The organism is Methylobacterium sp. FW306-05-D (assembly GCF_058782155.1).
Window position 1 is genome coordinate 1 of sequence record NZ_JBYSXL010000087.1, and the last position, 16,831, is coordinate 16,831.

Genomic DNA, 16,831 nt, shown 5'->3' on the forward strand with positions numbered 1-16,831 from the left:
CCTCGCGAGCGCGGGCCTCGCCGTCGACACCGAGAGCCCGGGCGTCGACGAGCGGGCGGTGGAAGCCGATGGCGCCGGTCTCCCGCCCGAGGCCCTGGCCCGTCGTCTGGCCGAGGCCAAGGCTTCGGCCGTGGCGGCCCGCCGGCCCGAGCGCGTGGTCGTCGGGGCCGACCAGGTCCTCGAATGCGACGGCACCCTGTTCCACAAGCCGGCGGACCTCGCCGCCGCCGCTGCGCAGATCGCCGCCCTCGCGGGCCGGACCCATGCGCTGCGCTCGGCGGTGGCCCTGGCGGTCGACGGCGCCGTGGTCGAGAGCTTCGTCGAGACCGCGCACCTGACCCTGCGGCCCCTCGATGCCGCGGCGATCGCGGCCTATGTCGATCTCGCCGGGCCCGACCGGGTCTGCGCCAGCGTCGGCGGCTATCAGCTCGAGGGTCTCGGCATCCACCTGTTCGCGGCGATCGCGGGCGACCATTCCACCATCCTCGGCCTGCCGCTGCTGCCGCTCCTGGCGCGGCTGCGGGCCCGGGGCTGGCTCAGCTTCTGACGACCGACCACCCCCGCGAGGCCCGCTCCATGGTGACGAATCCGCGCCCGCTCCTCGGCGCCCTGCTCCTCGTCCTCGCGGCCGGCGCGGCCGAGGCGGCGAGTTTCCCCTGCGAGAAGGCGCAGACCGCCGACGAGAAGGCGATCTGCGCCCACCTGCCCCTCAACGATCTCGACGTCGAGATGGCGACCCGCTTCGAGATCCTGCGGGCGATGCTGCCCATGGGCGGCAACGCCAAGCTGCGCGAGGACCAGGAGACCTGGCTCACCGAGCGCCGCGCCTGCGGCGGCGACGTCGCCTGCCTGAAGCAATCCTACGAGGGCCGGCTGACGGTCCTGCGGGCCGTGTTCTCCGAATTCGCCAAGCAGGGGCCGCTCTGAGGGCACGGGGCCGGCGAAGGTCCGCACCGGGAATCCTCGGTCTCAGTCGAGCCGCCAGTCGATCGGCGCGACGCCGTGGGCCGACAGCCAGGCATTGGCGGCGTCGAAGGGGCGCGAGCCGGGGAAGTCCCGCGCGCGGTTGAGCGGCGAGGGATGGCCGCATTCCACGATGCCGTGGCGGCCGGCCTCCACCAGGGGGGCCCGGGCCCGGGCCTGGGCGCCCCAGAGCAGGAACACCGCCGGGTCGGGGCGGGCCGAGACCGCCGCCACCGCCTGGTCGGTCAGGGCCGCCCAGCCGTAGCGCAGATGCGCCCCGGCCTTGCCGGCCTCCACCGTGAGGGCGGCGTTGAGGAGGAGCACGCCCTGCCGGGCCCAGGGCGTGAGGTCGCCCGTCCGGGGCCTGGCCGGCGGCGCGCCCGGTTCGGCGAGTTCGGCCAGGATCACCTTGAGCGAGGCCGGGAGCCGGCGCGGACCGACATACGAGAAGGCGAGGCCGTTGGCGTCGCCCGGCGTCGGATAGGGGTCCTGGCCCAGGATGACGACCTTGACCCGGTCGAGGGGCGTGAGCGCGAGGGCGTTGAAGATGTTGTCCGGCGCCGGCAGCACGGGCGCGCCGCCGGCGATGCGGGCATCGACCCGGGCGGCCACCGCCTCGGCCGCGCCGTCTTCGAAGAACGGCAGGGCGAGCCAGGGCGAGCCCGATCTGCGGAAGCGGGCGAGGGCATCGGCGACGGGGGTTTCGGGCATCAGCGGACCAGGATGCGGCCCTCCGCGGGGGCGGAGATCGGCGTGTTGGCCCGGATATAGGCCATCACCGCGTTGGCCACGAGCTGCCCGTCCGTCCGGCCGATCAGGGTCCTGCCCCGGGCGAGCTCGCCGTAGCCGTTGCCCCCGTCGTACAGGAAGTTGTTCGAGGCGACCGTGTAGGATGCCTCCGGGTCGAGGGGGACGCCGTCCGCGCTCAGCGACACGATCCGCGCGCCGGGCGGGGCGGCGGGATCGAGGGTGACGACGAGGCCGGAGACGTGCGGGAAGCGGCCCGCCGGGCGGCCCCAGTCGGCCAGCGCCCCCTCGAGGAGGGCGCGGATGCGTGCGCCCGTCAGCGACACCAGGACGACGGTGTTCCCGAAGGGCAGTTCGGTGAGGATGTCGCGGCGCGTCAGGGTCGCGCCGGCGGGATAGAGCCGATTGCCGCGGATGCCGCCGCCATTGGTGATCGCGACCTGCGCCCCCGTGGCCGCGCGCAGGGCATCGGCCACGAGGCTGCCGAAGCTCGACTCGCCGACGCGCACCGCGGCGATGCGGCTGTCGAGGGGGGCGCGGGTCACGCCCACCGGAAGGTCGAGCTCCCGCGATAGCGCGCCCTGCAGGCGCTGCACCAGCGCCAGGGTCTCCGGGTCGGGGGTGACCCGGGCCGAGTCGTGGATGCGGAAGCTCGGGCGCCAGTCCACCCGGCGGTCCCGGCCCGTCCCGGTCACCGTCGCGGTGACGTCGATGGCGGTGACGTAATGGGCGTCGAAGCTCGATTCCGCCATCACGGTCCGGCCGTCGTAGCGGACCACGAGGTCGTGGTCGTGCCCCGAGAGCAGGATGTCGACGAGGCGCGCGGCCACGATGGCGTCGTCCGTGGCCCGGTCGGTGTGGCAGACCCCCACCACGAGGTCGACGCCCTCCGCCCGCAGGGCCTGGACCTGGCCGGCCAGGGTCTCGATCTCGGGCGCGAAGCGCAGGTCGCCCGCCTGCGACTTCTCCGGCGTGCTCGCCAGGGCGATCCCCACCACGCCGACCCGGATGCCCCCGAGGGTCACGACCAGGCGGTCGCGCAGGCCCGCGAGAGGTCGGCCCGCGCCGTCGCGCAGGTTGGCCGCCAGGACCGGGAAGGTGGCCTCGCCCATGCGCTGGGCAAAGACCGCGGGGCCGAAATCGAACTCGTGGTTGCCGGGCACGAATGCGTCGGGCGGCGCCCGGTTGAGGAGCTCGACGATGTGGGCGCCGCGGTCGAAGCCCGACATCAGCGAGGGCGAGAGGGCATCGCCCGCATGGGCGTAGAACGTCGGCACGCCCCGGGCCCGCTCGGCCTTCACGATGGCGGCGAGGCGGGCGAAGCCGCCCCGTCCGTCCACCTCGGCCATCTGGTAGAGGTCGTTGACGAGGAGGAGCGTGAAGGTCGGGTCGGGCTCCGTCTCGGGCGCGGCCTCGGCCGGGCTGCCCAGAGCGACGGCGAGACCCGCCCCGAGGGCGAGGGTCTGGCGCCGGTTCGGGATCGGTCCGGCGGGATGCGGTGTGAGAGGATTCGTCACGGCGGCGTCTCGGGCGTCGGGCGGGCGTGCGGATGCCGCCGCCTGATCCCGCTATTCTAGGACGCCGTTCGCGAAGGGCCTACGACGGCCGGCCGCCGCCGCGCGAGGGTCCGGCCCCCGTGTCAGGTGTCCCCGGCCGCCTCAGCGCGACACGAAGGTGTCGCGCACCGCCTTGGCGTTGCGGCGGACCATCGGCCAGAGCCAGGCGCCGGAGGCCAGGAAGATGGCGGGGGGCATCGGCTTCAGCTCCACGGCCAGGCGCTCGGCGAGGCCGGGATTGGCCAGGGCCACGGGCGGGGCGTCGGTCTTGGCGTAGACCACCGCGGTGTTCTCGCGCGGATAGTCCGGATGCGGCACGAGGCCGGCCCGGCGGGCGGTGAGGTCGAAGGTCTCGCGCACGAAGCCGTGGACATGGGCGAAGTGGAAGCGCTCGTGCGCCGGCTTGCCGGTGGTGGCCATGTCGGGCACCGCGGCGAAGAGCACGCCGTCCGGCTTCAGCCAGCGCGACAGGCGCTCCATCACGTCGGCCGGGTCGCGCAGGTGCTCCAGCACGTGCCGGGTGGTGATGACGTCGAAATGCGCCTCCGGGAAGCGCTCGTCGCCGGCATCGTCCAGCACCTCGACGCCATGGTGGCTGCGGGCGTAGTTGGCGTAGTCCCGCCCCGGCTCGATGCCGATCGCCTCGCAGCCCTTCGCGCGGGCCTCGGCCAGGAACTCGCCCGAGCCGGAGCCGAAATCGAGCACCCGGGCGCCGGGCTTCAGCTTGGGGGCCAGGAGGCCGGTGCGGAAGGCGGCCTCGCGGGCCGAGCGCTTGAGGTGGACCCGGGGCGGCCCGCCCGCGAAGGCGAGCTGGTAGTCGGCCCGGTAGGCGCTGGCGTAGTAATCCGCGAGTTCGGCCGGGGTCGGCATCGGATCGGTGCGGATCAGGCCGCACTGGCGGCAGGCGATGGAGCGCAGGGTCTTCAGCCGGCGGTCGCTCTCGGCCACCACCACGGAGTCCGCCGAGCCGCAGAGATTGCAGGCGGTCGGCCCCCCCGTATAGGGATAGCCCGTGAAGGGCATGAAGTGGCTGAGGAAGTACCGGGGAGACGGCATGTCGCGCCTTCATCCATCGCGTGATCGCTGGAAGGCTCCGTGCTCTAGATAGATATCCCCAACGACACAACCTTTGTGAACCCGCCGCTCTCAAGCGCTCATTCCCGGAGCGATACGGAAACCCGATGAACGAACGCGTCGCACCGCCGCTCCCGCAGGACGGCCTGTCGCTCCCGACCCAGACGGGCGTGCCCGGGACGGCTCCCGGAGCCGCTCCCGGACCCGGACCGGCCCCCCTGCCGGCCGAGCATCCGCCGGTGCGCTGGGGCCGGGTCGGCGTCCTCCTGATGAATCTCGGCACGCCGGAGGGCACGAGCTACTGGCCGATGCGCCGCTATCTCAAGGAATTCCTCTCCGACCGCCGGGTGATCGAGGTGCCGCGCCTGATCTGGTGGCCGCTCCTCAACCTCGTCATCCTGACCAAGCGCCCGGGGCCGAAGGGCCGCGACTATGCCAGCGTGTGGAACAACGAGCGCGACGAGGGCCCGCTCAAGACCATCACCCGCGGGCAGGCCGAGCGCCTGCAGGCGGCGATGGGAGATTCGGTCGTGGTCGACTGGGCCATGCGCTACGGCAAGCCGGAGGTCTCCGTGCGCATCCAGGCGCTCCTCGACCAGGGCTGCGACCGCATCCTGCTGGTGCCGCTCTATCCCCAATACGCCGCCGCCACCTCGGCCACGGCCTGCGACCAGGCCTTCAAGGCCCTGATGCAGATGCGCTGGCAGCCGACGGTGCGCGTCTCGCCGCCCTATCACGACGACCCGGTCTACATCGACGCGATGGCGACCTCGATCCGCGAGGGCCTGGCCAAGCTCGACTTCGAGCCCGAGGTGATCCTGACCTCGTTCCACGGGGTGCCCAAGAGCTACCTCCTCAAGGGCGATCCCTACCATTGCCAGTGCGTGAAGACGGGCCGCCTGATCCGCGAGGCGCTCGGCTTCTCGACCGAGAAGATGCGCACCACCTTCCAGTCGCGCTTCGGCAACGAGGAATGGCTGCGGCCCTACACCGACGAGACCGTGCAGACGCTGGCCAAGAGCGGCGTCAAGCGCATGGCGATCGTGGCGCCCGGCTTCACCGCCGACTGCCTCGAGACCCTGGAGGAGCTCGATGGCGAGAACCGCCATTACTTCGAGGACAACGGCGGCGAGCAGTTCGCCTACATCCCCTGCCTGAACGACAGCGACCTCGGCATGCGGGTGATCGAGACCGTGGTCCGGCGCGAATTGCAGGGTTGGGTCTAGATCCGCCGGGCCGGAGGCGTCCGCCGAAAGCCATCGCCAAGCGCAGGCCCGGTTGCTACTAGAGCCCGCGACGAGGCGGCAGGCGAGACGATGACGAGACCGGAGGCAGGCGGGGGCACCGCGGGGGAACGATCGCAGGACCACCTGCGCCTGCTCGCCCATTTCCAGGAGGCCGGATACGGCGCCGTGACGCCGCCGGTGCTCCAGCCGGTGGAGCCGTTCCTCGAACTGTCCGGCGAGGATATCCGCCGGCGCATCTTCGTGACCCAGGACGCCTCGGGCAGCGAACTCTGCCTGCGTCCGGAATTCACGATCCCGGTCTGCCGCCACTACCTCGCGCACGCCCCGAAATCCTCCGCGCCTCGGGGCGCGCCGCAGGGTGCCGATTACAGCTATCTCGGGCCGGTCTTCCGGCTGGCCGGCGACGAGCCGGACGAGTTCCTCCAGGCCGGCATCGAGTCGGTCGGACGCACCGACACGCCCGCCGCGGACGCGGAGGTGATCGGCCTCGCCCTGGAGGGCCTCGCCCTGCTCGGGCGCAACGACGTCGCCGTGCGCCTCGGCGACATGGGCCTCGTCGACGCCCTGCTCGACGCCCTCGGCGTGCCCCCCACCGCCAAGCGCCGCACCCTGCGGGCCCTGGCCGCCGGCCGCTCCCTCGACGCGGTCACCAACGGCCAGCGCGGCGAGGACCCGCATGCGGGCCTGCTGGCCGCGATCCAGGGCCAGGACCCCAAGGGCGTGCGCGCCTTCGTGGAGGACGTGCTGTCGATTGCCGGCATCTCGCGGGTGGGCGGCCGCAGCGCCGGCGAGATCGCCGAGCGCTTCCTCGCCAAGGCGGCCGCGCAGGCGAGCGGCGGCGCCGGGCTCAACCCCGAGAACCGCGCCGTCGTCGAGCGCTACCGCGCCATCGAGGGCGATCCCGACAGCGCCGCCGCGGCGGTGCGGGCCCTGGTGCAGGAGGCCGGCCTCGACCACCCGCCCCTCGACGCGGCCCTCGACCTGTTCGAGGAGCGCACCGGCTTCATGGCCGCCCGGGGCCTCGCCGTGGAGCGCTTCCGCTTCTCCGGCGGCTTCGCCCGCAACCTCGACTACTACACCGGCTTCATCTTCGAGGGCACGGCGCCGGACGCGCCGAAGCTGCCCCTGGTGGGCGGCGGCCGCTACGACGGCCTGCTCCAGCACCTCGGGAGCCCCGTGCCCGTGCCCGCCGTCGGCTGCGCCGTCTGGCTCTCGCGGGTCGCCGCGGACGCTCCCACCGAGAAGGACGCGACCGTTGGCTGAACCGGATTCCCTCGTCCTCGCGGTCCCCTCCAAGGGCCGGCTGCAGGAGAACGCCGCCGCCTTCTTCGCCCGGGCCGGCCTCAAGCTCGCCCAGAACACCGGCGCGCGCGACTATCGCGGAAAGCTGGTGGGCGTGCCCGGCGTCGAGGTGCGCTACCTCTCGGCCTCCGAGATCGCGGCGCAGCTCGCCAGCGGCGCCGCCCATCTGGGCATCACCGGCGAGGACCTGATCCGCGAGTCGCTGCCCGACGCGCGGGGCCAGGTCGAGCTCCTGACGCCGCTCGGCTTCGGCCAGGCCACGGTGGTGGTCGCCGTGCCCCAGGCCTGGATCGACGTCCGCGCCATGAGCGACCTCGACGAGGTCGCCGCCGAGATGCGGGTCCGCCAGGGCAAGCGCCTGCGCATCGCCACGAAGTACGTCAACCTCACCCGCCGGTTCTTCGCCGAGCACGGCGTGGCGGATTACCGCATCGTCGAGAGCCTGGGCGCCACCGAGGGCGCGCCGGCGGCGGGCTCGGCCGAGATCATCGTCGACATCACCACCACGGGGGCGACGCTGGCCGCCAACGCCCTGAAGATCCTGGAGGACGGGATCATCCTGCGCTCGGAGGCGAATCTCGTCGCCTCCCTGAACGCGCCCTGGGGCGAGCCCCAGCGCCGGGCCCTGCGCGCCGTCCTCGGCCGCATCCAGGCGGAGGAGCGGGCCCGCACCACCCGCGAGGTCCGCGCCGCCATGCCGGACGACGGCGACATCGACCTGGCCGGCATCGCCGCCCTGCACGATGCCGGCCTGCCCTACGGCGCGCCCGAGGGCCGCGGCGAGATGGTGCTGCATTGTCCCGTCGACGCGGTGTTCGATCTGGCCGACGCCCTGGTCAAGGCCGGGGCGGGGGCCGTGAACGTGCGCAAGATCGACTACGCCTTCACGCCGGACAACCCGCTGATGGACCGGCTGCTCGCCCGGCTCGGCTGAGGCCGGCGTTTGACGCCGGACGCCGGGGGCCTATCTCTGCGCGCAAGCGGAGCGTGAAGCCTCCGCGCCCGAGGAAACCCCGCCCATGTTCGCTCGCCTCTCGCCGGCCGCCGGCCTCGCCGCCTGCCTGGCCACGTCCCTGGCGCTCCCGCACGCCGCGCAGGCCCAGATCCGCAACGCCCCCGCGCCGCGGGCGCTGGAATTCGCCGCCTACATCTTCGCCGCCGCCAATGTCTGCGGCTACCGCATCGGCACCCAGGAGTTCGACGCCCTCCTCGAGAAGCAGAACGTGCGCGCCGCCGACGTCAGCCCGCGCGGACCCTTCGGCGGCCGGGTGCAGACCATGTTCGCCCTGATGTCGAACCAGATGCAGCTCAACCGCGCGCAGGCCTGCCCGGCGGTGGCCGGGGAATACGGCCCCGAGGGCAGCATTAGCAAGAACGTCCTCCTGCCCGCCGAAGCGCCCGCCGCCGGCACCCCGCCGGCCGAGGCCAAACCCGCGCAGTAGGCACCCCGCGGCCGGGCGGCTCCGGCCGTCCGGTCCCCGGTGCGACCGGGGCGAGCCCCGGCGGGGCGCATGAATCCGGCGCAGCCCCGTCCCGCATTCGCGTTTTGGACCCGAATCCCCTATATCGGACCCATTCCAAGTCCGAAGGTTCATCCAGATCATGGCGACGGCGTCGTTCGACACCGCCCGGCGCGACGCGAGCGCCGTTCCCGCAATCGAGAAGCTGCCCGAGTTCGAGCCCCAGGCCGGGAGCCCGGCGCTGCCGCCCGGGCGCGCGTCCCTGGTGGGGCTCACCCGTGAGCAGCTGAAGGCCCGGCTCGGCGCCATCGGCGTCTCCGAGCGCGAGCAGCGCATGCGCGCGGGCCAGATCTGGCACTGGCTCAACGTGCGCGGCGCCAAGGCCTTCGACGAGATGACCAATGTGGGCAAGGGGCTGAAGGCCCAGCTCGCCGACGTCTACACCCTCGACCGGCCCGAGGTGATCACCGAGCAGGTGTCCCGCGACGGCACCCGCAAGTGGCTGATGCGCATGGCCCCCACGGGCCAGCACGACCACAACCGCGGCGCCGAGATCGAGTGCGTCTATATCCCGGGGCGCGGGCGCGGCACCCTCTGCGTCTCGAGCCAGGTCGGCTGTACCCTGACCTGCTCGTTCTGCCACACCGGCACCCAGCGCCTCGTGCGCAACCTGACGGCGGCCGAGATCACGGCGCAGCTCGTCGTCGCCCGCGACCATCTCAACGACTGGGCCGGCCAGAACCCGACGGCGCCGGGCGAGGACGAGACCCGCCGCAAGGTCACCAACATCGTCTTCATGGGCATGGGCGAGCCCCTGTACAATCTCGACAACGTCGTCGACGCGGTCGGCGTCATGGCCGACCAGGAGGGCCTCGGCCTCTCCCGCCGGCGCATCACCGTCTCGACCTCCGGCGTCGTCCCCCAGATGCAGCGCCTCGGCGACGAGGCCCATGCCATGCTGGCGATCTCGCTCCACGCGGTGCGCGACGACCTGCGCGACACCCTGGTGCCCCTGAACCGCAAGTATCCGCTCGCCGAGCTGCTGGCCGCCTGCCGGGCCTATCCGGGCCTCAACAACGCCCGGCGCATCACCTTCGAGTACGTGATGCTGAAGGGCATCAACGACACCGACGCCGATGCGCGCGAGCTGGTGCGCCTGCTCAAGGGCATCCCGGCCAAGATCAACCTGATCCCGTTCAATCCCTGGCCGGGCAGCGCCTACGAATGCTCGGACTGGGAGCGCATCGAGCGCTTCTCGGAAATCGTCTACGAAGCCGGCTACGCGTCCCCGGTCCGCACGCCGCGCGGCCGGGACATCCTGGCCGCCTGCGGCCAGCTCAAGAGCGAGACCGAGAAGCTGCGCGCCCGGGCCCGGATGATGCTGGAGGACGGCATCGGCGCCGAGGGCGTCTATGCGGGCGCCGACGACGGCGACGAAGACTGACGGGTGCGGTTCCTCGGCGGCCTGTTCATCGCGAGCCTCGCCCTGGTCCTGGCGATTCCCTGCGGCGCGGCCGTCCTGGCCCTCGGCGCGATGCTCGATCCGGTCACCGGCGAGACGCTGTCGCGCCTCGGCCTCGTCGGCCTGTTCTCGGGCTTGACCGATCTCGCCTCCGGGATCGGTCCCGAGACCCTGCTGTTCGCGCTCGCCGCCCTCGCCCGCGCCCTGTTCGTGCTGCTCGTGGTGCCGCCCGTCCTGGTGGCCGTCCTCGGCGCCGTCCTGACCTGGCGCGCCGCCACCTGGTACGGCGCCGGAACCGGCCTCCTCACCGCCTCCGTGCCCTGGCTCGCCCGCGGCTTCACGCGCACGGGGGCCGGCGCCGACGCCCTGGCCCTGGAGGCGCGCATCACCGCGGTGCTGTTCCTCACCGGCGCGGCCTCGGGTCTCGTCTACTGGCTGATCGCCGGGCGCCATCACGGCGCCGCCCTCCCGCCCCGCGGCAACGGACGCGCCTGACATGCGGCTGACCTCCTCGCGCATCGCCCTCGCCCTGGTCCTGGCCGCCACGGCGCCGGGTCTCGCGCAAGGGGATTCCGGCCCTGCCGCGGGTCCGCCCGAGCCGCCGCCGATCCAGTCCGACGATGCCCGCCTGCTGCCGGTGCTCGGCGCCCACGGCATGGTCTCCTCGCAGGAGGCGCGGGCCACCCGCGTCGGCGTCGCGATCCTGCGGGCCGGCGGCAACGCCGTCGACGCCGCCGTGGCGGTGGGCTTCGCCCTCGCCGTGACCCTGCCGCGGGCCGGCAACCTCGGCGGCGGCGGCTTCATGATGATCCACCGGGCGCAGGGCGACGAGACGATCGCCCTCGATTACCGCGAGACCGCCCCGGCCGCCGCCCGCTCCGACATGTTCCTCGACGGGAAGGGCGAGCCCGACCGCGCCGCCTCCACCCGCACCGGCAAGGCGGTGGGCGTGCCCGGCACCGTGCGGGGGCTCGCCGAAGCGCACCGCCTCTACGGGTCGGGCCGCTTCACCCTGGCCGACCTGATCGCCCCGGCCGAGGCGCTCGCCCGCCAGGGCATCCCGGTGGAATCGGGCCTCGCCGATTCGCTGCCCCAGGCCGCCGGCCTGCTCGGGCGCTGGCCCTCCTCGCGAAAGATCTTCTTTGCCGGCGACCGGCCCCTGCAGCGCGGCGAGCGCCTGGTCCAGGCGGACCTCGCCGACACCCTGGCGGCCATCGCCCGGTCCGGTCCCGACGCCTTCCATACCGGCCCCATCGCCGAGCGCATCGCCGCGGCCGTGCGCGAAGCGGGGGGTGTGATGACGGCCGAGGATCTCGGCGCCTATCGCCCCGTCCTGCGCGAGCCCGTGCGCGGGACCTACCGGGGCTACGCCGTCGCGTCGATGCCGCCGCCGAGCTCCGGCGGCATCCACCTCATCGAGATCCTCAACGTGCTGGAGGGCTTCGACCTCGCCCGCATGGGCGCGGGCAGCGCCGACGCCCTCCACATCCTGGCCGAGGCGATGAAGCCGGCCTATGCCGACCGGGCGACCTGGCTCGGTGACCCCGCCCGCACGCAGGTGCCGGTGGAGGGCCTGACCGCCAAGTCCTACGCGGCCACGGTGCGGACCGGCATCGACCCCGCCCGGGCCCGGCCCGCCGCCGAGGTCAAGGCGGGCGATCCCCTCCCCTTCGAATCCGACCAGACCACGCATTTCTCGGTGGTGGACGGCGCCGGCAACGCGGTCTCGAACACCACCACCCTGAACTTCTCCTACGGGCTCGGCCTCGTGGCGGAGGGCACGGGCGTGCTCCTGAACAACGAGATGGACGATTTCTCGGCCAAGCCCGGCGCCCTCAACGCCTACGGCCTCGTCGGCAGCGTCGCCAACGCGGTCTCGCCCGGGGCCCGGCCGCTCTCCTCGATGACCCCCGCCTTCGTCTTCCGCGACGGCCGCCTCGTCCTGGTGACGGGCAGCCCCGGCGGCAGCCGCATCATCTCGACGGTGCTGCAGGTCATCGTCAACGTGCTCGACTTCCGCATGAACCTCGCCGAGGCGGTCGCCGCGCCGCGCATCCACCACCAGTGGCAGCCGGACGTGCTGATGGCCGAGGAGGGCCTCTCGCCCGACACCCTGGCCCTGCTCCGGGCCCGCGGCCACAAGGTCCGGGTCGGGGCGACCTCCGGCTCGGCCAATTCCGTGCAGGTCGGCGACGGGCTGCTGGCGGGCGCCGCCGATCCGCGCCAGCGCGGCACCCTGGCGGAGGGCGACTGAGGGCTCGGATAATCCCGCCCTCGGATGGCCTGGGGCGAGATCGCACGCTACACGGGAGCTGGGCCGCGCCCCGTCCCGGGCTGTCTCCTCCAGGTTCCCGATGCTTCTCGTCCGTTCGCTCGCGTTCAACCTCGCCTTCTACGTCGCCACCACGATCATCGCGATCGGGGGCCTGCCGACCCTGGTCTCCCGGCGGGGCGTGATCCGGCTGGCGCAGGTCTGGGGGCGCGTGACGCTGTGGCTCCTGCGCGTGGTGGGCGGCATCCGGGTGGAATTCCGGGGCGTCGAGAACATCCCGCCCGGTCCCCTCCTGGTGGCGGCCAAGCACCAGTCGGCCCTGGAGACCCTGGCCCTGGTCACGGCCTTTCCCGACTTCGCCTACATCCTCAAGCGCGAGCTGCTCTGGATCCCGCTGATCGGCTGGTTCCTCTCGCGTTCCGGCATGGTCGCCATCGACCGCAGCAAGGGCGCCCGGGCGATGGCCGCCATGAACGAGGCCGCGGCCCAGGCCATCCGGGACGGGCGCCAGCTCATCATCTTCCCCGAGGGCACCCGCCGGCCGCCCGGCGCGCCCCCCGCCTACAAGCTCGGCATCACCCACCTGTACGCCGCCCTCGGCGTGCCCTGCCTGCCGGTCGCCCTCAACACGGGCCTGCACTGGCCCCGGCGCAGCCTGGTCCGCCGGCCCGGCACCTCCGTGATCGAGTTCCTGGCCCCGATCCCGCCGGGCCTGGACCGGGCCCGCTTCCTCGAGGTGGTCCAGGGCCGGATCGAGGCGGCCTCCGACGCGCTGCTGGCCGTCGGCCGCTCGGAACTCGCGGCCGCCGGACACGCGGTTCCGGATCCCGCCCAGGCCTCGCGCAACGGATCGCCCGTCGCCTGAGCGGCCCGCCGGGGGTCGATCGACCCTGTGCATGGCTTGTGGATAACTCGCGTCGTCCCCATCTGATTGGAGGCCGAGGCGTCGTCCTTGACGCCAACGAAACGTTAAGATTAATGTGGAACAAATGGCGAACAAGAGAGCCCTGTCCTGGTCGGCCGCACTCCGCGACCTGAGGGACGATCGAGCACGGAGACAGGAAGTGCGCGAGGAACGTCTGAGGACCACGGCCGGCCTGCGCGGGACCCCCGCCCTGGTGCTCAGCGCCTGGCGCGGCCGGTCCGGCCGCCGCTACGTGGTCGGCATCCACGAGCTGGCGGAGCCCGAGCTCGACGACATGGGCGAGGCGGTGGTGATGGCCGTGCGCCGCGACGCGGCCGGCGTCGGCGAGCTCGTCTCGGTGGCCTCCGCCGGGCAGAGCCCGCGCGAGCGCCTGAACCGGAACTGGATCGCCCGGGCCCGGCACAAGGGCGCGACGGAGATGCATGTCCACCGGCTGGCCGAGGACGAGGCCGAGCGCAAGGCCATCGTGGCCGATCTCGGCAGCGAGCAGAAGGCCGACGCCGCGAACTGATCCGCGGCGGGGCGGTCGCGCCTCCAGCGTCACGGGTTCGCGTTTTGCCGCGCCGGGGCGCCCCTGCCATGCTTTCGCCGCCGAGACCCTGCCAAGCCTTGCATCCGGGCTGCCCTGACGATGGCCGCAGGCCCGTGACGCGAGCGCAGGATACCGACACGCGATGGCGCAGAGCCCGACACCGACCCGTCCCCTCTCGCGCAAGGGGCTGTTCCTTCCCTACATCCTCCTCGCCGCCCTCGTGATCGTCTGGTCGCTCGGCTGGCTCTACATCCGCCACCGGGCCGCCACCGAGATGGATGGCTGGCTGGCCCAGGAGGCGGCCGCGGGCCGGACCTGGACCTGCGCCGACCGCAGCATCGCCGGCTACCCGTTCCGGCTCGAACTGCGCTGCGCCTCCCTGGCCTTCAGCCGCTCCGACAGCCGCTTCACCCTCGGCCCCGTGACGGCGGTGACCCAGGTCTACCAGCCGCGCCAGGGCATCCTCGAGGTCGGCGGCCCGTTCCACGTCGAGCAGGGCGACCTCACCGCGGACGCGACCTGGACCTCCCTGGAGGGCAGCTTCCACGGCGCCTCCGACGGCTTCGTGCGCGCCTCCGTGGTGGCCAACGGCGCCAAGGGCGTGGTGCGCGGGGCCGGGCCGGACCCGATCGCCTTCGACACCGAGCACCTCGAGCTCCATGCCCGCCCGACGCCGGGACGCTTCGAATCGGAGGGGGCCATCGACACCAGCCTGCGGGTGAACCGGATCCGCCTGCCGCTCGCCGACGCGGCGCTGGGCAATGCCGACCCGGCCGACCTCGCCCTGGACGCCACCGTGGGCCGCGCCACCGCCCTCGGCACCGGCACCGTGGCCCGGGAGCTGGAGGACTGGCGTCAGGCCGGCGGCGCCCTCGAGCTCGCGCTCCTCTCCCTGGCCAAGGGCGAGCGCCGGCTCCAGGCCAAGGGCCGCCTCGACCTCGACGCGGCGCACCGGCTCCAGGGCCAGCTCGACCTGCGGGCGGCCGGGGTCGAGGCCCTGGTCGGTCAGCTCATGGGCCAGCGCTTCGGGGCAGAGAAGGGGGCGCTGATCGGCAGCCTCGTGGGCCAGCTCCTCGGGGGCCGCCGGAACCAGGCCAGCGCCGAGGCCGGCGTCGCGGCCCCGGCCGACGATGCGCTGAAGCCGCTGCCGCCCCTGCGCCTCGCCGAGGGCCGCCTGATGCTCGGCCCGTTCCCGATCCCCAACGTGCAGCTCCCGCCGCTCTACTGAGCGGCGGCTCGCCCTCAGGCCGCCGGGTCGCTCGGGCGGCCGCGGCCGAAATCGGCCTCGGCCGTCTCCTGGCCCATGGCGACGATGCCGCGGCGGATGGCACGGGTGCGCGTGAACAGGTCGTGCAGGGCCTCGCCGTCGCCCCAGCGGATCGCCCGGGCGAGGGCCGCGAGGTCCTCGTTGAAGCGACCCAGCATCTCCAGCACCGCGTCCTTGTTTGTCAGGAACACGTCCCGCCACATGGTCGGGTCGGAGGCGGCGATGCGGGTGAAGTCGCGAAAGCCGCCGGCGGAGAACTTGATCACCTCGGACTGGGTCACGGCCTCCAGGTCGGCGGCGGTGCCGACGATGTTGTAGGCGATGAGGTGCGGCACGTGGCTGGTGATCGCCAGGACGAGGTCGTGATGCTCCGGCGTCATTGTCTCCACGATGGCGCGCAGGCCTTCCCAGAAGGCCTGGACCCGCGCGGTCGCGGCCGGGTCAGTCTCCTCGCCGGGGGTGAGGATGCACCAGCGCCCGGAGAACAGGGTCGAGAACCCCGCATCCGGCCCGGAATACTCGGTCCCGGCCACGGGATGCGCCGGCACGAAATGCACGCCGGCCGGCAGGTGCGGCGCGACGGCCGCAACCACCGAGGCCTTGACCGAGCCGACATCCGACACGATGGCCCCGGGTCTCAGGGCCGGACCCATGATCTGCGCCACCGCGCCCACGGCCCCCACCGGCACGCACAGGATGACGAGGTCGGCCTCCGCCACGCCGGCGGCGAGATCGTCCGTGGCCGCGTCCGCCAGGGCGAGCGCCCGCACCCGCTCCAGCACCGCGGGGTCGCGGTCGATGGCGACGATGCGCCGGGCGAGGCCGAACTGCCGGGCGCCCCGGGCGATCGAGGAGCCGATCAGCCCGAGGCCGACGATGGCCAGGGTCTCCAGGGGACGCGCGTCGAGCTCAGGCACGGGTCTCGCCCTGGACGAAGGCGGTCAGGGCCTCCAGGAAGGCGGTGTTCGCCTCCTCCCCCCCGATGGTGACGCGCAGGGCGTGGGGCAGGCCGTAGGACGAGACCCGCCGGGTGATGACGCCCCGGGCGGACAGGAACGCGTCGGCCTCCGCGGCGGTCCGGCCCGGCGCGTCGGGGAAGTGGACGAGGATGAAGTTCGCCACGCTCGGCGTCACGGGGAGGCCGAGGCCTCGCACCGCCCGGGTCATCGCGGCGAGCCAGTGATCGTTGTGGGCGACGGCCGCGGCCACGTGCACGTCGTCGGCGATGGCGGCCGCCCCCGCGGCGATGCCGGCCCCCGACAGGTTGAAGGGGCCGCGGATGCGGTTGATCGCGTCGACCACCTCCGACGGGCCGACCATCCAGCCGATGCGCAGCGCCGCGAGCCCGTGGATCTTCGAGAAGGTCCGGGTCATCACGACGTTGTTGGCCTCCAGCACGAGGTCGAGGCCGGCACTGTAGTCGTTCGCCCGCACGTATTCCGCGTAGGCGCCGTCGAGGACGAGGAGGACGTGGGGCGGCAGGCCCGCCTGCAGGCGCCGGATCTCGTCGAAGGGCAGGTAGGTGCCGGTCGGGTTGTTGGGATTGGCGAGGTAGACGATCTTGGTCCGGGGCGTGACGGCGGCCAGCAGCGCGTCGACGTCGGCGCGCAGGTCGCGCTCGGGCACCACCACGGGGGTGCCGCCCGCGGCCAGGATCGCGATCCGGTAGACCAGGAAGCCGTGCTCGGTGAAGATCCCCTCGTCGCCGGCCCCGAGATAGGCGTAGGCCAGGAAGGACAGGAGCTCGTCCGATCCGGCGCCGCAGACGATCCGCGCCGGATCGAGGCCGTAGCGGGCGGCGATTGCCTCGCGCAGCACCCGCGCGGTGCCCTCCGGGTAGAGCTCGAGCTTGGCGGCTTCCGCCCGCATCGCCGCCACCGCCTTCGGGCTCGGGCCGAGCGGCGTCTCGTTGGAGGAGAGCTTGTGCACCTTGACATGGCCGGGCGCCCCGCTCTTGCCGGGCACGTAGGCCTCGATGGCGAGGACGCCGGGGCGGGGCACCGGGCGCGAGGGAGCCGGGGGGG

17 protein-coding genes are annotated in these 16,831 nt (G+C 73.4%); 12 read left to right on the plus strand and 5 right to left on the minus strand.

The window, feature by feature from the left end; all coding sequences use genetic code 11:
- Positions 1 to 547 (plus strand): Maf family protein (locus tag AC3WLN_RS20785; protein ID WP_492484427.1); only part of this gene is annotated, 547 nt, incomplete at its 5' end.
- A gap of 29 nt (positions 548 to 576) precedes the next feature.
- A complete protein-coding gene (locus tag AC3WLN_RS20790; protein ID WP_492484429.1) occupies positions 577 to 927 on the plus strand; it encodes a lysozyme inhibitor LprI family protein in 351 nt (116 codons plus the stop codon).
- Between the two features lie 42 nt (positions 928 to 969).
- Here AC3WLN_RS20790 and AC3WLN_RS20795 read toward each other — a convergent pair whose 3' ends face one another.
- The 3 genes from AC3WLN_RS20795 to AC3WLN_RS20805 form a co-directional block, all read right to left on the minus strand.
- Entirely contained in the window at positions 970 to 1,674 is a 705-nt protein-coding gene (locus tag AC3WLN_RS20795) for a uracil-DNA glycosylase (protein ID WP_492484431.1), read from the minus strand.
- Positions 1,674 to 3,227 carry a bifunctional metallophosphatase/5'-nucleotidase gene (locus tag AC3WLN_RS20800; RefSeq protein ID WP_492484433.1) on the minus strand — a complete coding sequence of 518 codons (1,554 nt, stop codon included), beginning with the start codon at positions 3,225 to 3,227 and terminating at the stop codon, positions 1,674 to 1,676. Before AC3WLN_RS20800 ends, AC3WLN_RS20795 begins: the two co-directional genes overlap by 1 nt.
- 141 nt (positions 3,228 to 3,368) lie before the next feature.
- Complete coding sequence (locus tag AC3WLN_RS20805; protein ID WP_492484435.1) at positions 3,369 to 4,322, minus strand: class I SAM-dependent methyltransferase; 954 nt, start codon at positions 4,320 to 4,322, stop codon at positions 3,369 to 3,371.
- 125 nt (positions 4,323 to 4,447) lie between these two features.
- On the opposite strand from AC3WLN_RS20805, the gene hemH reads away from it, so the two are divergent.
- The 10 genes from hemH (at position 4,448) to AC3WLN_RS20855 (ending at position 14,768) form a co-directional block, all read left to right on the plus strand.
- On the plus strand, positions 4,448 to 5,566 hold the full coding sequence (gene hemH, locus AC3WLN_RS20810) for a ferrochelatase (protein WP_492484437.1): 1,119 nt from the start codon (positions 4,448 to 4,450) through the stop codon (positions 5,564 to 5,566).
- Positions 5,567 to 5,656: 90 nt separating this feature from the next.
- Positions 5,657 to 6,850 carry an ATP phosphoribosyltransferase regulatory subunit gene (locus tag AC3WLN_RS20815; protein WP_492484439.1) on the plus strand — a complete coding sequence of 398 codons (1,194 nt, stop codon included), beginning with the start codon at positions 5,657 to 5,659 and terminating at the stop codon, positions 6,848 to 6,850.
- On the plus strand, positions 6,843 to 7,823 hold the full coding sequence (hisG, locus tag AC3WLN_RS20820) for an ATP phosphoribosyltransferase (protein ID WP_492484441.1): 981 nt from the start codon (positions 6,843 to 6,845) through the stop codon (positions 7,821 to 7,823). The genes AC3WLN_RS20815 and hisG overlap by 8 nt, the downstream gene beginning before the upstream one ends.
- A gap of 85 nt (positions 7,824 to 7,908) precedes the next feature.
- A complete protein-coding gene (locus AC3WLN_RS20825) occupies positions 7,909 to 8,331 on the plus strand; it encodes a hypothetical protein (protein ID WP_492484443.1) in 423 nt (140 codons plus the stop codon).
- Between the two features lie 160 nt (positions 8,332 to 8,491).
- Positions 8,492 to 9,793, plus strand: coding sequence for a dual-specificity RNA methyltransferase RlmN (rlmN, locus tag AC3WLN_RS20830; protein ID WP_492484445.1), 1,302 nt, complete (start codon positions 8,492 to 8,494; stop codon positions 9,791 to 9,793).
- A gap of 3 nt (positions 9,794 to 9,796) precedes the next feature.
- Entirely contained in the window at positions 9,797 to 10,306 is a 510-nt protein-coding gene (locus AC3WLN_RS20835) for a hypothetical protein (protein WP_492484447.1), read from the plus strand.
- 1 nt (position 10,307) lies between these two features.
- Positions 10,308 to 12,065 (plus strand): gamma-glutamyltransferase, encoded by a 1,758-nt coding sequence (ggt, locus tag AC3WLN_RS20840; RefSeq protein WP_492484449.1) that lies wholly within the window; start codon positions 10,308 to 10,310, stop codon positions 12,063 to 12,065.
- 100 nt (positions 12,066 to 12,165) lie between these two features.
- Positions 12,166 to 12,948: a lysophospholipid acyltransferase family protein gene (locus tag AC3WLN_RS20845; protein WP_492484451.1), complete on the plus strand. Its 783-nt coding sequence runs from the start codon at positions 12,166 to 12,168 to the stop codon at positions 12,946 to 12,948.
- Positions 12,949 to 13,147: 199 nt separating this feature from the next.
- A complete protein-coding gene (locus AC3WLN_RS20850; RefSeq protein ID WP_463772117.1) occupies positions 13,148 to 13,519 on the plus strand; it encodes a hypothetical protein in 372 nt (123 codons plus the stop codon).
- Between the two features lie 163 nt (positions 13,520 to 13,682).
- Positions 13,683 to 14,768, plus strand: a complete 1,086-nt coding sequence (locus AC3WLN_RS20855; RefSeq protein WP_492484453.1) for a DUF2125 domain-containing protein — start codon at positions 13,683 to 13,685, stop codon at positions 14,766 to 14,768.
- Positions 14,769 to 14,782: 14 nt separating this feature from the next.
- Here AC3WLN_RS20855 and AC3WLN_RS20860 read toward each other — a convergent pair whose 3' ends face one another.
- Together AC3WLN_RS20860 and AC3WLN_RS20865 are read right to left on the minus strand one after the other, a co-directional pair.
- Positions 14,783 to 15,724: a prephenate/arogenate dehydrogenase family protein gene (locus AC3WLN_RS20860; protein WP_492484455.1), complete on the minus strand. Its 942-nt coding sequence runs from the start codon at positions 15,722 to 15,724 to the stop codon at positions 14,783 to 14,785.
- A partial coding sequence (locus tag AC3WLN_RS20865; protein ID WP_492484457.1) for a pyridoxal phosphate-dependent aminotransferase occupies positions 15,717 to 16,831 on the minus strand: 1,115 nt, incomplete at its 5' end. The genes AC3WLN_RS20865 and AC3WLN_RS20860, both read right to left, overlap by 8 nt.

Coding starts and splice junctions, on each gene's coding strand:
- AC3WLN_RS20805 (WP_492484435.1), bottom strand. CDS start 4,322: ATGCCGTCTCCCCGGTACTTCCTCAGCCACTTCATGCCCTTCACGGGC.
- AC3WLN_RS20815 (WP_492484439.1), top strand. CDS start 5,657: ATGACGAGACCGGAGGCAGGCGGGGGCACCGCGGGGGAACGATCGCAG.
- AC3WLN_RS20795 (WP_492484431.1), bottom strand. CDS start 1,674: ATGCCCGAAACCCCCGTCGCCGATGCCCTCGCCCGCTTCCGCAGATCG.
- AC3WLN_RS20855 (WP_492484453.1), top strand. CDS start 13,683: ATGGCGCAGAGCCCGACACCGACCCGTCCCCTCTCGCGCAAGGGGCTG.
- AC3WLN_RS20845 (WP_492484451.1), top strand. CDS start 12,166: ATGCTTCTCGTCCGTTCGCTCGCGTTCAACCTCGCCTTCTACGTCGCC.
- ggt (WP_492484449.1), top strand. CDS start 10,308: ATGCGGCTGACCTCCTCGCGCATCGCCCTCGCCCTGGTCCTGGCCGCC.
- AC3WLN_RS20790 (WP_492484429.1), top strand. CDS start 577: ATGGTGACGAATCCGCGCCCGCTCCTCGGCGCCCTGCTCCTCGTCCTC.
- hemH (WP_492484437.1), top strand. CDS start 4,448: ATGAACGAACGCGTCGCACCGCCGCTCCCGCAGGACGGCCTGTCGCTC.
- rlmN (WP_492484445.1), top strand. CDS start 8,492: ATGGCGACGGCGTCGTTCGACACCGCCCGGCGCGACGCGAGCGCCGTT.
- AC3WLN_RS20825 (WP_492484443.1), top strand. CDS start 7,909: ATGTTCGCTCGCCTCTCGCCGGCCGCCGGCCTCGCCGCCTGCCTGGCC.